Source organism: Blastomonas sp. CCH9-A1 (assembly GCF_001557175.1).
Lineage (GTDB): Bacteria > Pseudomonadota > Alphaproteobacteria > Sphingomonadales > Sphingomonadaceae > Blastomonas > Blastomonas delafieldii_A.
Genome location: NZ_LSHM01000042.1, coordinates 66,190 through 81,651, shown reverse-complemented (window position 1 = coordinate 81,651; position 15,462 = coordinate 66,190). Strand labels below are relative to the sequence as shown.

Genomic DNA, 15,462 nt, shown 5'->3' with positions numbered 1-15,462 from the left:
TCTCGTGGGCTCGGAGATGTGTATAAGAGACAGACCCCAACCCCCCCCCTGAAGGGGAGGGGCTTTGATCGCGCTGCCCTTGTCGACCATGCGCGCGATTCGATCGCGCGCGGGTCCAAATCCTTCGCGCTCGCCTCGAAGCTGTTCGACCCTGTCACCCGCGAGCGCGCCTGGCTGCTCTATGCCTGGTGCCGCAAGTGCGATGACCTCGCCGACGGGCAGGACATGGGCCATGGCATGAGCGCGGTCGCCGATGCGAAGGACCGCGTCGCCTATATCCGCGAACAGACCGATGCGGCGCTCGCCGGTCAGCCGACCGACGACCCGGCCTTTGCCGCGCTGGCGGTGGTGGCGAGCGAGTGCCGCCTGCCCCGCGCGATCATCTTCGACGTGATCGAGGGTTTCGCGCTCGACGCCGATGACTGGCGCCCGCGCGCCGAACGCGACCTGTATCAATATTGCTATCATGTCGCAGGCGCCGTGGGGCTGCTGATGGCGATCGTGATGGGTATCGACCCGGGCGACGAGGAAACGCTCGACCGCGCCTGCGATCTCGGCCTTGCCTTCCAGCTCGCCAATATCGCGCGCGACCTGTCCGAGGACGATTCGGTGGGGCGCTGCTATCTTCCGGTCGAATGGCTGGCCGAGATGGACATACCGCCGGGCCAGCACATGAAACCCTGGCTGCGCCCGCAGCTGGTGCCGCTGGCGAAGCGGCTGGCCGATCGGTCCGAAGCGCACGAGGCATCCGCGCGGGTCGGTGCGGCGCGGCTGCCATTCCGCGCGCGCTGGGCGGTGCTGGCGGCGGCGGGCATTTATGGCGATATCGCGCGCGAGGTGCGCCGCCGCGGTGCGCAGGCCTGGGACCACAGGGTCATCACCACGCGCGGGCAGAAGATCGGATGGGTCGCACGGAGCCTGGCTCAGGCGATGCGAACCCCGGTGCCGGTCAGCCGCGAAGGCTTGTGGACGCGTCCGCGCAACCCAGCGGCTTGATCACGCCGCCTTTGCGGCGCGCAGCCGTTCGGCCATCGGATAGATTTCATCATGCTCGCGCTCGATCCGGTCGGCCAGCGCCGCGAACACCCTGGCGGATTCGGCGCGAAAGCCATTGGCATCGGCGAGCAGCGCATCGGCGCGCTTCCAGCGGTCGACAAAATCGAGAAAGGCATCGGCAAGGCCGCCCATTTCCTGCCAGTAGCGTTCTGCCGTGCGCGCCATGGCGGGATCGCTGGCATTGCGCAGCGCGGGGTAGAGGATCTCGTCCTCGAGCGCGAGATGGATGCGCAATATGCCGGTCAGTCGCGCGAGCATCAGCGTGATCTCGACCGCTGCAGGCCGGTCCCAGATCTGGAGCGAGCGCGCCTGGATGTCCTGCACGATGGCAAGACTGGCTTCATGCTGCGACTGCAATTGTCCGATGCGCCAGTTCATGACCGTTGCGTCCTCCCCGCACCGATGAGCCATCGGAGCAATGATCGGGGCTAAACCAGTTTGGTTAAGGCGCGGCTAATGCCGATGGCACCGCGATAAATGCTATCGATTTCAGTTCTGCGCTTGCCAGCAAAACTGGTTGCAGATAGAAACCCAATATGCGTTTCGTCACCGCGCGCCGTTACGGCCCCCTCACCCTGTCACTGATCGTCGGCGCTTCGCTGGCGCTGTCCGCCTGTTCGGGCGGCAAGGACGAACCCGCGCCCGTCGCGGCGGACAAGGTCTATCCCGTGACCATTGCGCAAGTGCAGCCCGCCAGCACCTCCGCGCTGATCACCGCAGCGGGCACCGTTCGCTATCGCTACGAGACGCCGCTGGGCTTCACGACCGCAGGCAAGATCGCCAGCATCCGTTTCGAGGAGGGCGACCGGGTGATGCCCGGTGCGCTGATCGCGGCGCTCGATGCGACCCAGGTCGGCGCCAATCTGGAAAGCGCCAGGGCCGAGCAGCAGCGCGCGCAGGCCGAACTGGGCCGGTTCCAGCAGCTGTTCGAAAAGGGCTGGGTGACACGCGCGCAGCTCGAACGCGCCGAGGCGACCGCGCGCGCCGCGACCGCCCAGGTCAGTACCGCAGGCTTTGCCAGCGGCACCTCGCGCATTCTCGCGCCCTCGGGCGGCATCATCCTCGCGCGCACGGCAGAGCCGGGACAGGTGGTGGCCGCAGGGACGCAGATCGTCGTGCTGGGCGAGACCAGCGGCGGCATGGTGCTGCGTGCGCCGATGATCGACAGCGATATTGCGCGCCTTTCCCCCGGCATGCCGGTCCTGGTGCGACTGTCGGCGGTGCCCGGCGGCGAGATCGAGGGCGTCATCAGCGAGATCGACGCGCGCGCCAACCCCAGTTCGGGCGCGTTCGAGGTGACGGTCGCGCTGCCCGCCAACCCCGCCCTGCGATCGGGGCAGATCGGCACGGCGGAGTTCCGCGTCGCCGCCGCGCCCGATGCGTCAGGCCTCGCGGTTCCCGCGAGCGCCGTGTTCAACGTCCGCGCGGACGAGGGCTTTGTCTATCTGCTCGACCCGAAAACCAGCCGGGTGCGTGCCCGCGCGGTGCAGATCGGCCGCATCGACGACAAGGAGTTGATCGTCACCGGCGGCCTCAGGCCCGGCGACCGCATCGTGACCTCGGGCCTGGTGCTGCTGACCGATGGCGCGAAGGTGAAGCCGCTTGCCAGCCGCCAGCCGAGCCGCACCACCGCCGCTGCGGCCCCTGCCGCCGCCGCGGCGCGATGACGCCGACCCGGCGCGCCCCGCAATGAACCTTGCCGCCTTCACCATCGCCCGCTGGCAACTCAGCCTGGTGGCGTTCCTGCTGCTCGCAGCCTTGGGACTCACCTCGCTGCTGACGATCCCGCGCTCGGTCGATCCGCATTTCCCGATCCCCGTGGTCACCGTCATCATCGCACTGCCCGGAGCCGACGCGGCGGACATCGAGCAGACCATCGCCAAGCCGGTCGAGGAGGTGCTGCGCGGCATCGACGATATCGACGAGATCCGCGCGGGGATCACCGACGGCTTCGTCACCGTCACCGCCGAGTTCGACTGGGATGGCGACCCCGACCAGTATTTCAACGATGTCGTGCGCGAGGTGAGCGCGATCCGCAGCCAGCTGCCCGAAGGCATTACCGAGCTGCGCTATCGCAAGGCACGCACCACCGAGGCGGCGGTGCTGCAGCTCGCGATGGTCAGCAAGACCGCGAGCTGGCGGCGGATGCAGAAATATTCCGAGGACATTCGCGATACCTTCGTGCGCTATCCCGGCGTGCGCAACACGGTGATCGACGGACTTCCGCAGCCCGAGGTCCAGGTGGCGATCGACAGTCGCCGCCTTGCCGAGCTGGGCCTCGCCCCATCCGCGATCGCCGATGCGCTGCGCCGCGGCGGCGCGGAGCTTCCGCCCGGCGCGGTGGACAGCGCAGGGCGGCGCTTCAATGTCGAGGCGGGCGGCGCCTATCGCGATCTCGATACGATCGCCAACCTGCCAATCCGCGCAGGCAACGGCACGCTGATGCGCGTGAAGGACGTCGCCGATGTCCGCTGGGGCAATGCCGAGCAGCTCTATATCACCCGCTTCAACGGCGAGCGCGCGATCTTCCTGTCGATCCTGCAGAAGGACGGGTTCGACGTCATCCGGCTCAAGGCCTCGCTCGAAGAGGAGCTCAAGCGGCAACAGGCCAATTTTCCGCCTGATATCCGGCTCGAGCAGATTTTCGACCAGAGCCGCGATATCGAGCATCGGTTGAGCGAACTGACCCGCGACTTCTCGATCGCGCTCGGCCTGGTCATCATCACGCTGCTGCCGCTGGGCTGGCGCGCCTCGGTGATCGTGATGATCTCGATCCCGCTGTCGCTCGCCTCGGGCCTGCTCGCAATCAGCGTGATGGGCTTCAACCTGAGCCAGCTGGCGGTCGCGGGCTTCATCGTGGCGCTGGGCCTGCTGGTCGACGATTCGATCGTGGTGACCGAGAATATCGCGCGGCATCTGCGCATGGGCAAGCGCCGCTCGATCGCCGCGATCGACGCCACACGCGAGATCACGCCTGCGGTGCTCGGCTCGACCGGCGTGCTGATCTTCGCCTTCACCCCGCTGCTCTTCCTGCCCGAGGGCGCTGGCAAGTTCACCCAGTCGTTCATTTACACGATCATCTTCACCGTGTTCGCCTCGCTGGTGATCTCGCTGACGATCATCCCGTTCCTCGCAAGCCGCATCCTCTCGCGCGACGAGGACCCGGAGGGCAATGCGATCCTCAAATGGCTGACGCACCAGATCGAGCGGCTCTATCGCCCGATCCTGCACAGCGCGCTCGACAAGCCGAAACAGACCTTCTGGGCGTCGATGGCGCTCACCCTATCGGCCTTCGCGCTGATCCCGGTGCTGGGCTTCAGCCTGTTCCCCTATGCCGATACCAGCTATTTCCGCGTCACCATCGATGCCGAGCAGGGCAGCAGCGTCGCCACCACCGATGCGCTGGTGCGCAAGGTCGAGGGGGTGCTGGCGAAGGAGCCCGATATCAAGGTGCGCGCGGCCAATACCGGCAGCTCGAACCCGCAGGTCTTCTACAATGTCTTCGCGCTCGACCAGCGGCCCAATTTCGGCGAGGTGTTCGCGGTCATGGATGCCTGGCATCCCGATCGCAGTCCGCAAATGATCGCGCGCATCCGCGAGCGGCTCGAGCAGATTCCCGGCGCGCGCTTCAATGTCGAACTGTTCCAGAACGGCGCGCCGATCGCCTCGCCGGTGGCGCTGCGCATCACCGGCGAGAATCTCGACACGCTGCGTGACATTGCTGCAAAGGTGGAGAAGATTCTGCGCTCGACGCCTGGCGCGCGCGACGTGATCAACCCGGTCGCGACCGACGGCATCGACCTGGATATCGGCATCGACGATGCCAAGGCGGCGCTGCTCAACATCGCGCCGGGCGAGCCGCGCCGCGCGATCCGCCTGGCGCTGTCGGGCGAGAATGCGGGCACGTTCCGCGATCCCGAAGGCGACAGCTACCGCGTCACCGTGCGCCTGCCGCTCGGCGAGACCCAGCCGATCTCGGCGCTCGACAAGGTCTATGTCGCCAGCCGCACCGGCGAGGCCATTCCGCTCTCGCAGATCAGCACGCCGCGGCTCGAAAGCGTGCCGCCGCAGATCCAGCGCTTCCAGCTCGAACGATCGGTCACCGTCACCGCCAATGCGCAGCCCGGCGCGCTGCCCGCACGGATCAGCCAGCAGGCGATGGACGAGGTGGGCAAGCTGAAACTGCCGCCGGGCTATCGCGTGTCGGCAGGCGGCGAGGCAGAGGCGATCGCGACGGTGTTCGGCGGGCTGGGGCCGATCATCCTGATCGCCCTGTTCGGCATCTTCGCGGTGCTGGTGGCGGAATTCGGCCGCTTCCGCGAGACGATCGTGGTGGCAGGCGTGATCCCGCTGGGCACCTTCGGCGGCTTTGTCGCGCTGTTCGTGACCGGATCGTCACTCAGCTACATGGCGATCATCGGCTTCGTCGCGCTGATCGGCATCGAGATCAAGAACTCGATCCTGCTGGTCGATTTCACCACCCAGCTGCGCCGCGAGGGCATGGAATTGCGCGCCGCGATCGAACGCGCGGGCGAGGTGCGCTTCCTGCCGGTGCTGCTGACCTCGGTCACCGCCATCGGGGGCCTGCTGCCGCTCGCGCTGTTCGGCGGATCGCTCTACGCGCCGCTTGCCAGCGTCATCATCGGCGGGCTGATTTCTTCCACCCTGCTCTCGCGCATCGTCACCCCGGTCATGTATCTGCTGATCGCGCGCGGCGGCGAAAAGGACAGCGATGCCAAGGCACCGCCGGTGCTGCCAGTCGAAGGCTGAGGTGGTTGTTTTGGGGCGCGGCGGGTTTATCTAGACGCTACCCATTCTCCCCGCCCGCAGGCGGGAGGGGAGAGATAGCAAGGACAATAGCATGACCGAACAAACCGCCATCATCGCCGGAGGATGTTTCTGGTGCACCGAGGCCGTGTTCAACGACGTGATCGGCGTGAGCAAGGTCGAGAGCGGCTATATTGGCGGCACCACCGAGAACCCGACCTACAAGCAGGTATGTTCGGGCAATACCGGCCATGCCGAAGCGATCCGCGTGACCTTCGACGACGAGCAGCTGAGCTATGCGGACCTGCTCGACATCTTCTTCGCGACGCACGATCCCACGCAGCTGAACCGCCAGGGCAATGATGTCGGCACCCAGTATCGCTCGGCCATCTTTCCGCTCGATGCGGTGCAGCAGGTCGAGGCCGAAGCGGCGATGAGCCGCAACCAGGCGAACTGGCCGTCGACCATCGTCACCACCATCGAGGAACCCACAACCTGGTACCCGGCCGAGGACTATCACCAGGAATATTGGCAGGGCGAAGGCCAGCGCAATCCCTATTGCCTGGCGGTGATCCCGCCCAAGTTGCAGAAACTGCGCAAGAGCTTCGCTGCAAAGGTCAAGGCCTGAGCCCGGCGTGACCGGGTTGCGGGTTGACAGCCGGGCGGCACGCTGCAAGGTCACGCGTCGGCTGTCGGGGCCGATAAAGAGGACATAACGTGAAGCCCATCCGCAAAGCTGTGTTTCCGGTGGCCGGTCTCGGTACCCGGTTCCTTCCCGCGACCAAGGCCATCCCCAAGGAGATGCTGCCGGTCGTCGACCGCCCGCTGATCCAATATGCGGTGGACGAGGCGCGCGAGGCCGGGATCGAGCAGATGATCTTCGTCACCGGCCGCGGGAAGAGCGCGATCGAGGACCATTTCGATATCGCGTTCGAGCTGGAAAAGACGATGAGCGAGCGCGGCAAGTCGCTCGCGGTGCTCGAGCCCACCAGGCTCGGCCCCGGCAATTGCGCCTATGTGCGCCAGCAGGAACCGCTGGGCCTGGGCCATGCGATCTGGTGCGCGCGCGATATCGTCGGCGACGAACCGTTCGCGATCTTCCTGCCCGACGAATTCATGGTCGGATCGCCGGGCTGCATGAAGCAGATGGTCGAGGCCTATAACCGGCTGGGCGGCAATCTGATCAGCGTGCTCGAGGTTCCGCGCGAGGCGGTGTCGAGCTATGGCGTGATCGCGCCGGGCAAGAGCGAGGGCGATGTGACCGAGGTGCTCGGCCTGGTCGAAAAGCCCAGGGTAGCGGACGCGCCGTCGAACCTGATCATCTCGGGCCGCTATATCCTGCAACCCGAAGTGATGCGCACGCTGGAGAGCCAGGAAAAGGGTGCGGGCAACGAGATCCAGCTCACCGACGCGATGGCGCGGATGATCGGCAGCCAGCCGTTCCACGCCGTCACCTTTGCCGGCAAGCGTTACGACTGCGGCTCGAAGGCCGGTTATGTCCAGGCGAACCTGGCGATCGCGCTGGAGCGTGACGACATGGCCGACGAAATCCGCGCCTTTGCGGTGGATCTGCTGAAATAGCGGTTCAGGATCGGCTCAGCCGGGCTATAGCAATATCCAGCGCGCATGGGCTCAGGCGCGCTGGAGGGTCGCACATATGAAAATTTCGCTGGGGCTTGCCCTGATTGCCCCGCTGGTGCTGACCGGCTGCATTGCGAGTGCAGTTGGCACCGTCGTTACCGCGCCGGTCAAGATCGTCTCGAAGGGCGTCGATCTGGCCACCACCAGCCAGTCCGAAGCCGACGAGAATCGCGGCCGCGCGATGCGCAAGGCCGAGGAGCGGCTGGGCAAGCTGCAGCGCCAGCGCGACAAGGCCCTGCGCAAATGCGACGATGGCGATGACGATGCCTGCGAGCAGGCGCGCGATATCCAGGAACAGATCGACGAGGAACGCGACCGGGTAATGTAGCCCCAAGAACCATCGTCCCCTGCGCATCATCGCGGGACTGGTCACGAATCGATCCTGCGGTTAAGGGCCAGAACAGGGCGGGCCGCATCGCATGCCGGGCCCCTCGTTGACGAAAGGCCTCGATATTCCATGGATGGACAGCAGCTCTTTTTCCTGATCGCCGCGCTGGTGATCGCGGTGATGATCCTCATCTGGGCCCTGGTCGGGCGCAGCAGCGGCGGCGCAGGCCATCACGACGCCGGGCATGGCCATGACGATCACGGCCATGGCGCGCATGAACACGACGATCACAGTCACGATCACGGTCACGCCGCGGTCGAAGCCCCGCCCGCGATCATTCCGACCATCGGCGGCGCGCCCGATCCGACCGTCGCGGCGCTCTCCACCGCCGATGTCGATGCCCAGATTGCTGCCCAGGCGCAAGAAGCCCAGGCCAGCGGAAAGCCGCGCATTGCCGCCGCCGTCGGCGAGCCCGACGACCTGCGCAAGATCAAGGGCATCGGCCCCAAGCTGAACACGCTGCTCGGTGAGTTGGGCGTCGCCCGCTACGACCAGATCGCCGCCTGGACCAGTGCCGATGTGGCCGAGATCGATCCCTATCTCGGCACCTTCAAGGGCCGGATCGAGCGCGACGGCTGGATCGAGCAGGCCGGCTTCCTGGCGCGCGGCGACATTGCCGGGTTCGAGGCGAAGTTCGGGAAGCTTTGAAGCTCATCCGTCACCCTGAACTTGTTTCAGGGTCCATTTCTCCTCTTGGCGCTTCGGCTTGAGGGACACGATGGATCCTGAAACGAGTTCAGGATGACGGAAATACAGACGGCTTCTCAGCCACTCCGTAATCCCAACAAGAAAAGGCCGGGTCATCGCGATGATGACCCGGCCTTTCGTGTTTCAGCGATCCGCTTAGATCAGGCCAGCGCAGCCTTGAGCTTGTCGGCCAGGTCGGTCTTTTCCCAGGGGAAGAAATCGCCTTCGGGCTTGCGACCGAAATGACCATAAGCCGCCGACTTCTGGTAGATCGGCTTGTTGAGGCCCAGATGCTCGCGGATGCCGCGCGGCGTCAGGCGGACGAGCTGCGGCAGCAGCGCCTCGATCTTGTCGTCGGCCACCGTTCCGGTGCCATGCGTGTCGACATAGAGCGACAGCGGCTCGGCAATGCCGATGGCATAGGACAGCTGGATGGTGCAGCGACGCGCCAGGCCGGCAGCAACGATGTTCTTCGCCATGTAGCGGCTGATATAGGCCGCCGAGCGGTCGACCTTGGTCGGGTCCTTGCCCGAGAACGCGCCGCCACCATGGGGCGAAGCACCGCCATAGGTGTCGACGATGATCTTGCGGCCGGTGACGCCGGCATCGCCATCGGGACCGCCGATTTCGAAGCGGCCCGTCGGGTTCACGTAGATCTTGGTCTCGTCGGTGATGAAGCCCTCAGGGAGGACATCGTGCATCACGCCGACGACATAGTCGTACAGCTTCTGATACTTGTCGGCATCGCCCTGGCCTTCGTGCCAGTAATAACCGGGCGCGTGCTGGGTCGAGACGACCAGCGCGGTGGCGCGCACCGGCTTCTCGTCCTCATAGGCAAGCGTCACCTGGCTCTTGGCATCGGGCTCGAGGAAATCGACGACCTTGGCGTGACGGTCTGCAGCCATGCGCTCGAGGATCTTGTGCGAATAGTCGAGCGTCGCGGGCATCAGGTCTTCGGTCTCGTCCGAGGCATAGCCGAACATGATGCCCTGGTCGCCTGCGCCTTCGTCCTTGTTGTCCTTGGCATCGACGCCCTGCGCGATTTCCGCCGACTGGCCGTGCAGATGGTTTTCGAAGCTGAAGGTTTCCCAGTGGAAGCCGTCCTGCTCGTAGCCGATGCGCTTGACGGTCGCACGGACGGTCTTCTCGATTTCCTCGAGCGCGCCGGGGGCCCATTCGCCGTTCTCGTACACGCCCTTGCAGCGGATTTCACCGGCGAGCACGACGCGCTGGGTGGTGGTCAGCGTTTCGCAGGCAACGCGCGCATAAGGGTCCTTGGAGAGGAACAGGTCGACGATCGAATCGGAAATCTGGTCCGCAACCTTGTCGGGATGGCCTTCGCTGACCGATTCGGAGGTAAAGAGGAAGCTCTTGCGCATGGATCGCCTTCTCGCTGAGGCCCAGGGGCGACCGCCCCTGAGGCACATATAAAGATTTCCTTATATCACGGCCCTTAACGGCGGAATGCACGCAGCGCAACCGCGAACAGCAGCAGCAGCCCGGCCAGCCCGAGCGCAGCGGCGTTGCCCCAAAGCGCAAACGGCGTGGCGGCGTGCGCCCTCGGCAGCACGGCATCGATATGCCCCGCCTTGTGGTGCGCAATCGAATCGATCAACCGCCCATCGGCATCGACCACCGCCGAGATGCCGGTAGGGGTGGAGCGGATCACCGGCAGCCCTTCTTCCAGCGCGCGCAGCCGCGCCTGGGCCAGATGCTGGGGCGGGCCCCAGGGGCCGAACCAGGCATCGTTGCTGGGGTTGAAGATAAAGTCGGGGCGATTGTTCCGATCGGCGACCTCGCCCGAAAATACGATCTCGTAGCAGATCTGTAGCCCCATCCGGCCAAACCGGCCGAGATCGAGCGTCTGCGCGCCCGGCCCCGGCGTGAACCCCAGCGTGCCGGGCACCAGCCGCGACAGCCCGATCTGGCCCAGAATCTCCTCATAAGGCAGATACTCGCCGCCCGGCACCAGATGGCTCTTGTCATAGCTGCCCAGGATTTCGGCCTGGCTGGAAAAGACGAACACGCTGTTCGCCGCCGCTTCCGCCCGGCCATTGCGGTCGAAATCGAGCTTCACCCCGCCGGTAACCAGCAGATCGCCATCGTTGATCGGCCGGGTCAGCCGGGCGCGGATGCCTGCCGGGGTCTCGGGATAATAATAGCGGCGCGGATAGCCATCCTCGACGAAATCCTCGGTCGCAGCCTCGGGCCAGAACACGATGCGCCCCGGCGGCGCCTTGCGATTGACGGTCTGATCGACCAGCCGGGCGAAATTGCGCTGCGCCATGACCGGATCATATTTGTCCGACTGGTCGTTGTTCGGCTGCACCACGGTGATCGGCGTGCGCGTGAACCCGGCGGATGATGGCGCAAGCGCCCATCCGCCCAGGCTGAGGAGCGCCACCCCGGCGAGCAGACCGAGTGCGGACTTCCATTGCCGCTGTACCGCCAGCAGCAGCGCGCCCGATGCCAACATCACCAGCGCGCCCAGGCCATAAGTGCCAACCAGCCGCGCTGCCCAGCCGAATTCGAGCGCGATGACACCCAGCGGGTTCCACGCAAAACCGGTAAACACCCAGGCGCGCATCCATTCAGTGACGAGCCAGAGCGCGGCGAAGGCAAGGATGAAGGCGGCGCTCCCCTCCCCTTGATGGGGAGGGGCTGGGGGAGGGGTGATGGTGCCTTCAGGCGCGGCGCTCGGGGCCAGCGCACCCCCACCGCTGCGACCAGGCTCCTGCGTCGCCAGGTCTCGCGCCTCCCCCATCAAGGGGGAGGAGTAGGGAAGCGCCCTGACCACCAGCGCCGCCAGCGCGGGAAACAGCGCGAGATAACAGGAGAGGCCAACCACCGCGACCCAGCCGAGCCAGTGCGGCATGGCATCCTGATAGGTGAAGGCAATCGCGATCCAGTTGAGCCCGATGGTGAACTGGCCCAGGCCGAACAGCCAGCCGCGCGCAAAGGCGGCCTTGCGGCTCGGTGCCGTGGCAATCAGGTGGATCAGCAGCGCCATGCACGCCAGCGTCACCGGCCACAGGTTCAGCGGTGCAAAGCCGGTGGCGGAAAGCCCGCCCGCCAGCAGGGCGAGCCATTTGGGAAAGCGCTGGATCATCTGTGCGGTGCTATGCCCGGCCTGTTGCGGCGTGACAATCGGCGTTGCAACGCGCCTGTCACGAACCGCAGGGATTTTGCACCAAAATCAGGTGACAGGCCGCACCGCCCCCCGCATAAGCTTGGCGCCATGACCAGCCTCGCCGCCATATTGCTCGCCGCGCAAGCCGCACCTGCACCGGTCGCCCCGCCGGCGCTGACCCAGACGCAGCGCGACGACCTGACCTGCGCGGCGGCCTTCGCGATCATCGCGTCCGAGCAGGAGCGCGGGGTGACGTCCGCATTGGCCTATCCCACCATGGTCACGCGCGGCCGCACCTATTTTGTTAACACCGCCGAGCGAATCGTTACCGAAACCGCGTCGAGCGATGCGGCGATCGGCGCGGCGCTGACGCAGATCGTCCAGAAGTTGCAGAGCGATGCGGCGCAATCGAACGACCCGGCGGGCGTGGTCGATGCGATCATGACCCCGTGCCTCGAAAAGCTCGACGCGGCCGTTCCCGTGCCCCCGCCGCCATCGATGCTGCAATGCGCGGTCTATGTGCAGCTGGCGTATGAAGAGGTGAAGGGCCGCGAGGGCGACTCAACCACCGCGCGCGACCTCAAGACGCTCGCAAGCGTGCTCGAATCGCGCGCCCGCGACGAAATGCGCGACGAGGGGCTGAGCGGCAACGAAGCCGATGCGAAGCTGATCGAAACGCGCGAGGCCGCGATTGCGACGGAAAAGGCGCGCGACCCCAGCGACGATTCGACGGACATCGATTTCGAGGTGTGCTTCAACATGGCCAAGCCCGCAGAAAAGCGCTGACCGGCCACCCGCCCCATATCGGGACGCAGCTTATCCACAGCCTGTCAAAAAAATGGCGAAAACTGTCAGCGGACCTGTCGGTTTTACGCATCGTTAACGATTGACCCCTAAATCGTTAACCAGACACGGCAAGCAGTGCCGGTAACGATATGGGGCAAGCAAAATGGAACAGATCGACGGACAGGCCATGGCCGAACTGATCGTGGGCAACAGCGTTGCGATCCGCGAGATCCGCGGCCTCGTGCGTTTTGCCGCCCAGACCAATGCCTCGGTGCTGATCACCGGCCCGTCGGGCACCGGCAAGGAGCTGGTCGCGCACGCGCTGCACCGTGCATCGCAGCGTGCCGCCGCTCCGTTCGTTGCCGTCAATAGCGGCGCGATCCCGCGCGAGCTGATCGAATCCGAACTGTTCGGCCATGAAAAGGGCAGCTTTACCGGCGCCATCGCCCGCCGCCTGGGTCATTTCGAGACCGCCAATAACGGCACGCTGTTCCTCGACGAAATCGGCGAGATGCCGCTCGACATGCAGGTTCGCCTGCTGCGCGTGCTGGAAGACCAGAAGGTCCGCCGCATCGGCAGCAACGACGATGTCCGCGTCGACGTCCGCCTGATCGCGGCGACCCACCAGTGCCTTGAAAGCGCGATCGGCGAAGGCCGGTTCCGCGCCGACTTGTTCTACCGCCTCAACGTCCTGCCGATCGAGCTGCCTGCCCTCGCCGAGCGCATCGAGGACATTCCGATGCTGGTCCAGCATTTTCTCTCGCGCGGCTTTGCCGCCGACAATCCGCCGGTGTTCACCGATGAGGCGATGGCGATCCTGATGGCGCATGACTGGCCGGGCAATGTCCGCGAGCTCAAGAACCTGGTCGAGCGCGCCGCCGTGTTCTTCCAGGGCATGGAAGTCGGCACCGACCAGATGGCGATGCTGCTCCGCCCGATCCGCTCGGCGCGCCCCGAACTGTCGCAGCCGATTGGCGTGGCGATGCCGGCCAATGTCGTGCCGATGGCTGCTGTGCCCTCCGTGACCATTCCGGCCCCCACGCCCAGCTTCGCCAAGCCGATCGACCTGCGCGAATATCTGCAGAACGAGGAACGCCGCGTGCTGATCGAAGCACTCGAATCGACAGGCGGCGTCGTTTCCGCCGCCGCCCGCCTGGTCAAGCTGCAGCGCACCACCTTTGTCGAGAAGATGAAGCGCTACCAGATCGGCCGCGAGATCGCGCTGAGCGCTTGAACCGCCATCTCCCCTCTTCCCAACGCTAAAGCCCTCCCCCTCGATGGGGGCGGGTGGGGTGGGGGTGTTCTCTCCGGATTGCGCGGCATTTTGCCAGCGCGCCGCTAGAGCTCCGCCGGACCATCACCCTCACCACTGCGACTAGGCCGCAAGCGACCAAGTCTCGCTGCCTCTCCCATCAAGGGAGAGGCGTGCGGAGTTGGGAACGCAGGAGGATAAGCCGCTCAGAAATCGGCTTCCTCGTAATGCGAGGGCGGCTTGATCACTTCCATCCGCTCGGCGAGCAGCGGCCGGAACGAGGGCCGCGACTTGAACTTCCTGTACCAGTCTGCGGTCTGCGCATGCGCCAGCCAGTCGATGCCGCCCAGATAATCGGCGATCGAGATATGCGCCGCAGCGGCAAGATCGGCGAGGCTCATCGTCGCGCCTGCGATCCAGGCATGATGGTCGAGCAGATAGTCGATATAGTCGAGATGCGTGTTCGCCAGCCGCATCGCCTCGCGCAGCACCCGGCCATCGGGCGGCTGGCGATAGATCAGCCGCTTGCGCATGCGTTCGTGCATCAGCGGGGCGACGACATCGCCGAAGAACTGCTCGTCGAACCAGGCGACCAGCCGCCGAATCTCGGCGCGGTTGTCGGCCGATCCGTTGATCATCGGGTTCTTCTCGACCGTTTCCTCGAAATATTCGCAGATCGCCCAGCTGTCGCACAGCGTCTGGTCACGGTCGCGATGGCGCATCACCGGGGTGCGCCCGGCCGGGTTCATGTCGAGAAATTCGTCGCGCTGTTCCCAGGGTGATTCGCGCACCAGCTCATAACCTATGCCCTTTTCTCCCAGCAGAAGCCGGACTTTGCGCGAAAACGGACACAGGGGAAATTGGAACAGCTGCCACATTCCATCCTCCATGCAACAGCGGCGCGAAGGCGTCCATATAATGCTTTGGCGGCGAGGCGCATTTTACGGTCAGAACGGGGCGATCGTCCGACCCCTCTCACCCAGCGGGAACCTGAACGGATAGTCATTTTGTTTCGACGAACGGATGGAATCTGTCGATTTGCCGCATCTTTCGTTCAGCTTCGGGACGGGTTCGCAGGCCTAGACCGGCTCCGACGCCGGGCAGGACCTGGCGCGCACATGAAGGACAAGAAAATGAAAACACTGACCCCCCTCAAGCTCGCAGCGCTTTCGGCCGCAGCCGCGCTTCCCTTTGCGCTGTCGGCCCCGGCCATGGCGCAGGATGCCGGCCAGCCGGAAGTCTATGTCGGCGGCCAGGTCGGCTATCATGACCTTGGCAGCAACCCGATCGGTGCCGATGACGGCGCGATCTATGGCGTCTATGCCGGTGTCGACGTTCCCGTCGGCCCGACGCTGATCCTGGGTGCGGAGGGCAATTACAACCTCGGCTCGAACGCGATCGACAGCGAATATGGCGTCGCCGGCAAGATCGGCGTGAAGGTTGGCGATCGCGGCCAGCTGTTCGCGCGCGGCGGCTATCAGTGGGTCAATGTCGACGGATCGAAGGTGCTGAACGTGCCCGTCCCCGCCGGCTTTGACGACACCGATGGCGATTATCTCGTCGGCGTTGGCGGCCAGTACAAGATCGGCCCCAACACCGCGCTGCGCGTGACGGTCGATACGCTGGGCTTCGACACCACCCGCGTTGCCGGCGGCCTGTCGTTCAACTTCTGAGCGAAACGCCGACCCGCAACGGGTGAACAGGCCCCGCCCGCCCCTTTCCCCAGGGCGGGCGGGGCTTCTTGTTACGACCTTC

14 protein-coding genes are annotated in these 15,462 nt (G+C 65.5%); 10 read left to right on the top strand and 4 right to left on the bottom strand.

The features are described 5' to 3' along the window. The first annotated feature begins 48 nt into the window (after positions 1-48). Positions 49-996 carry a phytoene/squalene synthase family protein gene (locus AX725_RS13175; protein ID WP_082731376.1) on the top strand — a complete coding sequence of 316 codons (948 nt, stop codon included), beginning with the start codon at positions 49-51 and terminating at the stop codon, positions 994-996. On the opposite strand, the gene AX725_RS13170 is transcribed toward AX725_RS13175, so the two are convergent. Continuing rightward, positions 997-1,434: a hemerythrin domain-containing protein gene (locus AX725_RS13170; protein WP_060979219.1), complete on the bottom strand. Its 438-nt coding sequence runs from the start codon at positions 1,432-1,434 to the stop codon at positions 997-999. It abuts the gene before it with no gap. 158 nt (positions 1,435-1,592) lie between these two features. Here AX725_RS13170 and AX725_RS13165 point away from each other — a divergent pair, with 158 nt between their 5' ends. The 6 genes from AX725_RS13165 to AX725_RS13140 all read left to right on the top strand — a co-directional run bounded on the left by AX725_RS13165 (position 1,593) and on the right by AX725_RS13140 (position 8,500). Then, on the top strand, positions 1,593-2,723 hold the full coding sequence (locus tag AX725_RS13165) for an efflux RND transporter periplasmic adaptor subunit (protein ID WP_060979220.1): 1,131 nt from the start codon (positions 1,593-1,595) through the stop codon (positions 2,721-2,723). Positions 2,724-2,745: 22 nt separating this feature from the next. Further along, the gene (locus AX725_RS13160; RefSeq protein WP_060979258.1) at positions 2,746-5,826 is read left to right on the top strand and encodes an efflux RND transporter permease subunit; all 3,081 of its coding nucleotides are present in this window, start codon (positions 2,746-2,748) and stop codon (positions 5,824-5,826) included. 91 nt (positions 5,827-5,917) lie between these two features. Then, on the top strand, positions 5,918-6,451 hold the full coding sequence (gene msrA, locus AX725_RS13155) for a peptide-methionine (S)-S-oxide reductase MsrA (RefSeq protein ID WP_060979221.1): 534 nt from the start codon (positions 5,918-5,920) through the stop codon (positions 6,449-6,451). Between the two features lie 89 nt (positions 6,452-6,540). Beyond that, positions 6,541-7,404, top strand: coding sequence for a UTP--glucose-1-phosphate uridylyltransferase GalU (galU, locus tag AX725_RS13150; protein ID WP_060979222.1), 864 nt, complete (start codon positions 6,541-6,543; stop codon positions 7,402-7,404). Between the two features lie 76 nt (positions 7,405-7,480). Continuing rightward, positions 7,481-7,792 (top strand): hypothetical protein, encoded by a 312-nt coding sequence (locus AX725_RS13145; protein WP_060979223.1) that lies wholly within the window; start codon positions 7,481-7,483, stop codon positions 7,790-7,792. 129 nt (positions 7,793-7,921) lie between these two features. Beyond that, positions 7,922-8,500, top strand: a complete 579-nt coding sequence (locus AX725_RS13140) for a helix-hairpin-helix domain-containing protein (protein ID WP_060979224.1) — start codon at positions 7,922-7,924, stop codon at positions 8,498-8,500. A gap of 200 nt (positions 8,501-8,700) precedes the next feature. Here AX725_RS13140 and metK read toward each other — a convergent pair whose 3' ends face one another. Both metK and lnt read right to left on the bottom strand, forming a co-directional pair. Then, positions 8,701-9,918 carry a methionine adenosyltransferase gene (gene metK, locus AX725_RS13135; RefSeq protein WP_060979225.1) on the bottom strand — a complete coding sequence of 406 codons (1,218 nt, stop codon included), beginning with the start codon at positions 9,916-9,918 and terminating at the stop codon, positions 8,701-8,703. A 74-nt stretch (positions 9,919-9,992) separates the two neighbouring features. Next, positions 9,993-11,648 (bottom strand): apolipoprotein N-acyltransferase, encoded by a 1,656-nt coding sequence (gene lnt / locus AX725_RS13130; RefSeq protein WP_060979226.1) that lies wholly within the window; start codon positions 11,646-11,648, stop codon positions 9,993-9,995. Between the two features lie 129 nt (positions 11,649-11,777). On the opposite strand from lnt, the gene AX725_RS13125 reads away from it, so the two are divergent. Both AX725_RS13125 and AX725_RS21645 read left to right on the top strand, forming a co-directional pair. After that, on the top strand, positions 11,778-12,455 hold the full coding sequence (locus AX725_RS13125; protein ID WP_060979227.1) for a hypothetical protein: 678 nt from the start codon (positions 11,778-11,780) through the stop codon (positions 12,453-12,455). 163 nt (positions 12,456-12,618) lie between these two features. Further along, positions 12,619-13,689, top strand: a complete 1,071-nt coding sequence (locus tag AX725_RS21645; protein ID WP_060979228.1) for a sigma-54 interaction domain-containing protein — start codon at positions 12,619-12,621, stop codon at positions 13,687-13,689. Between the two features lie 224 nt (positions 13,690-13,913). Here the strand turns inward: AX725_RS21645 and AX725_RS13115 are convergent, their stop codons facing one another. After that, positions 13,914-14,585: a glutathione S-transferase family protein gene (locus AX725_RS13115; RefSeq protein WP_031317962.1), complete on the bottom strand. Its 672-nt coding sequence runs from the start codon at positions 14,583-14,585 to the stop codon at positions 13,914-13,916. A gap of 255 nt (positions 14,586-14,840) precedes the next feature. Between AX725_RS13115 and AX725_RS13110 the strand changes: the two genes are divergently transcribed. Beyond that, on the top strand, positions 14,841-15,380 hold the full coding sequence (locus tag AX725_RS13110) for an outer membrane protein (protein WP_157759178.1): 540 nt from the start codon (positions 14,841-14,843) through the stop codon (positions 15,378-15,380). Positions 15,381-15,462 lie beyond the last annotated feature (82 nt).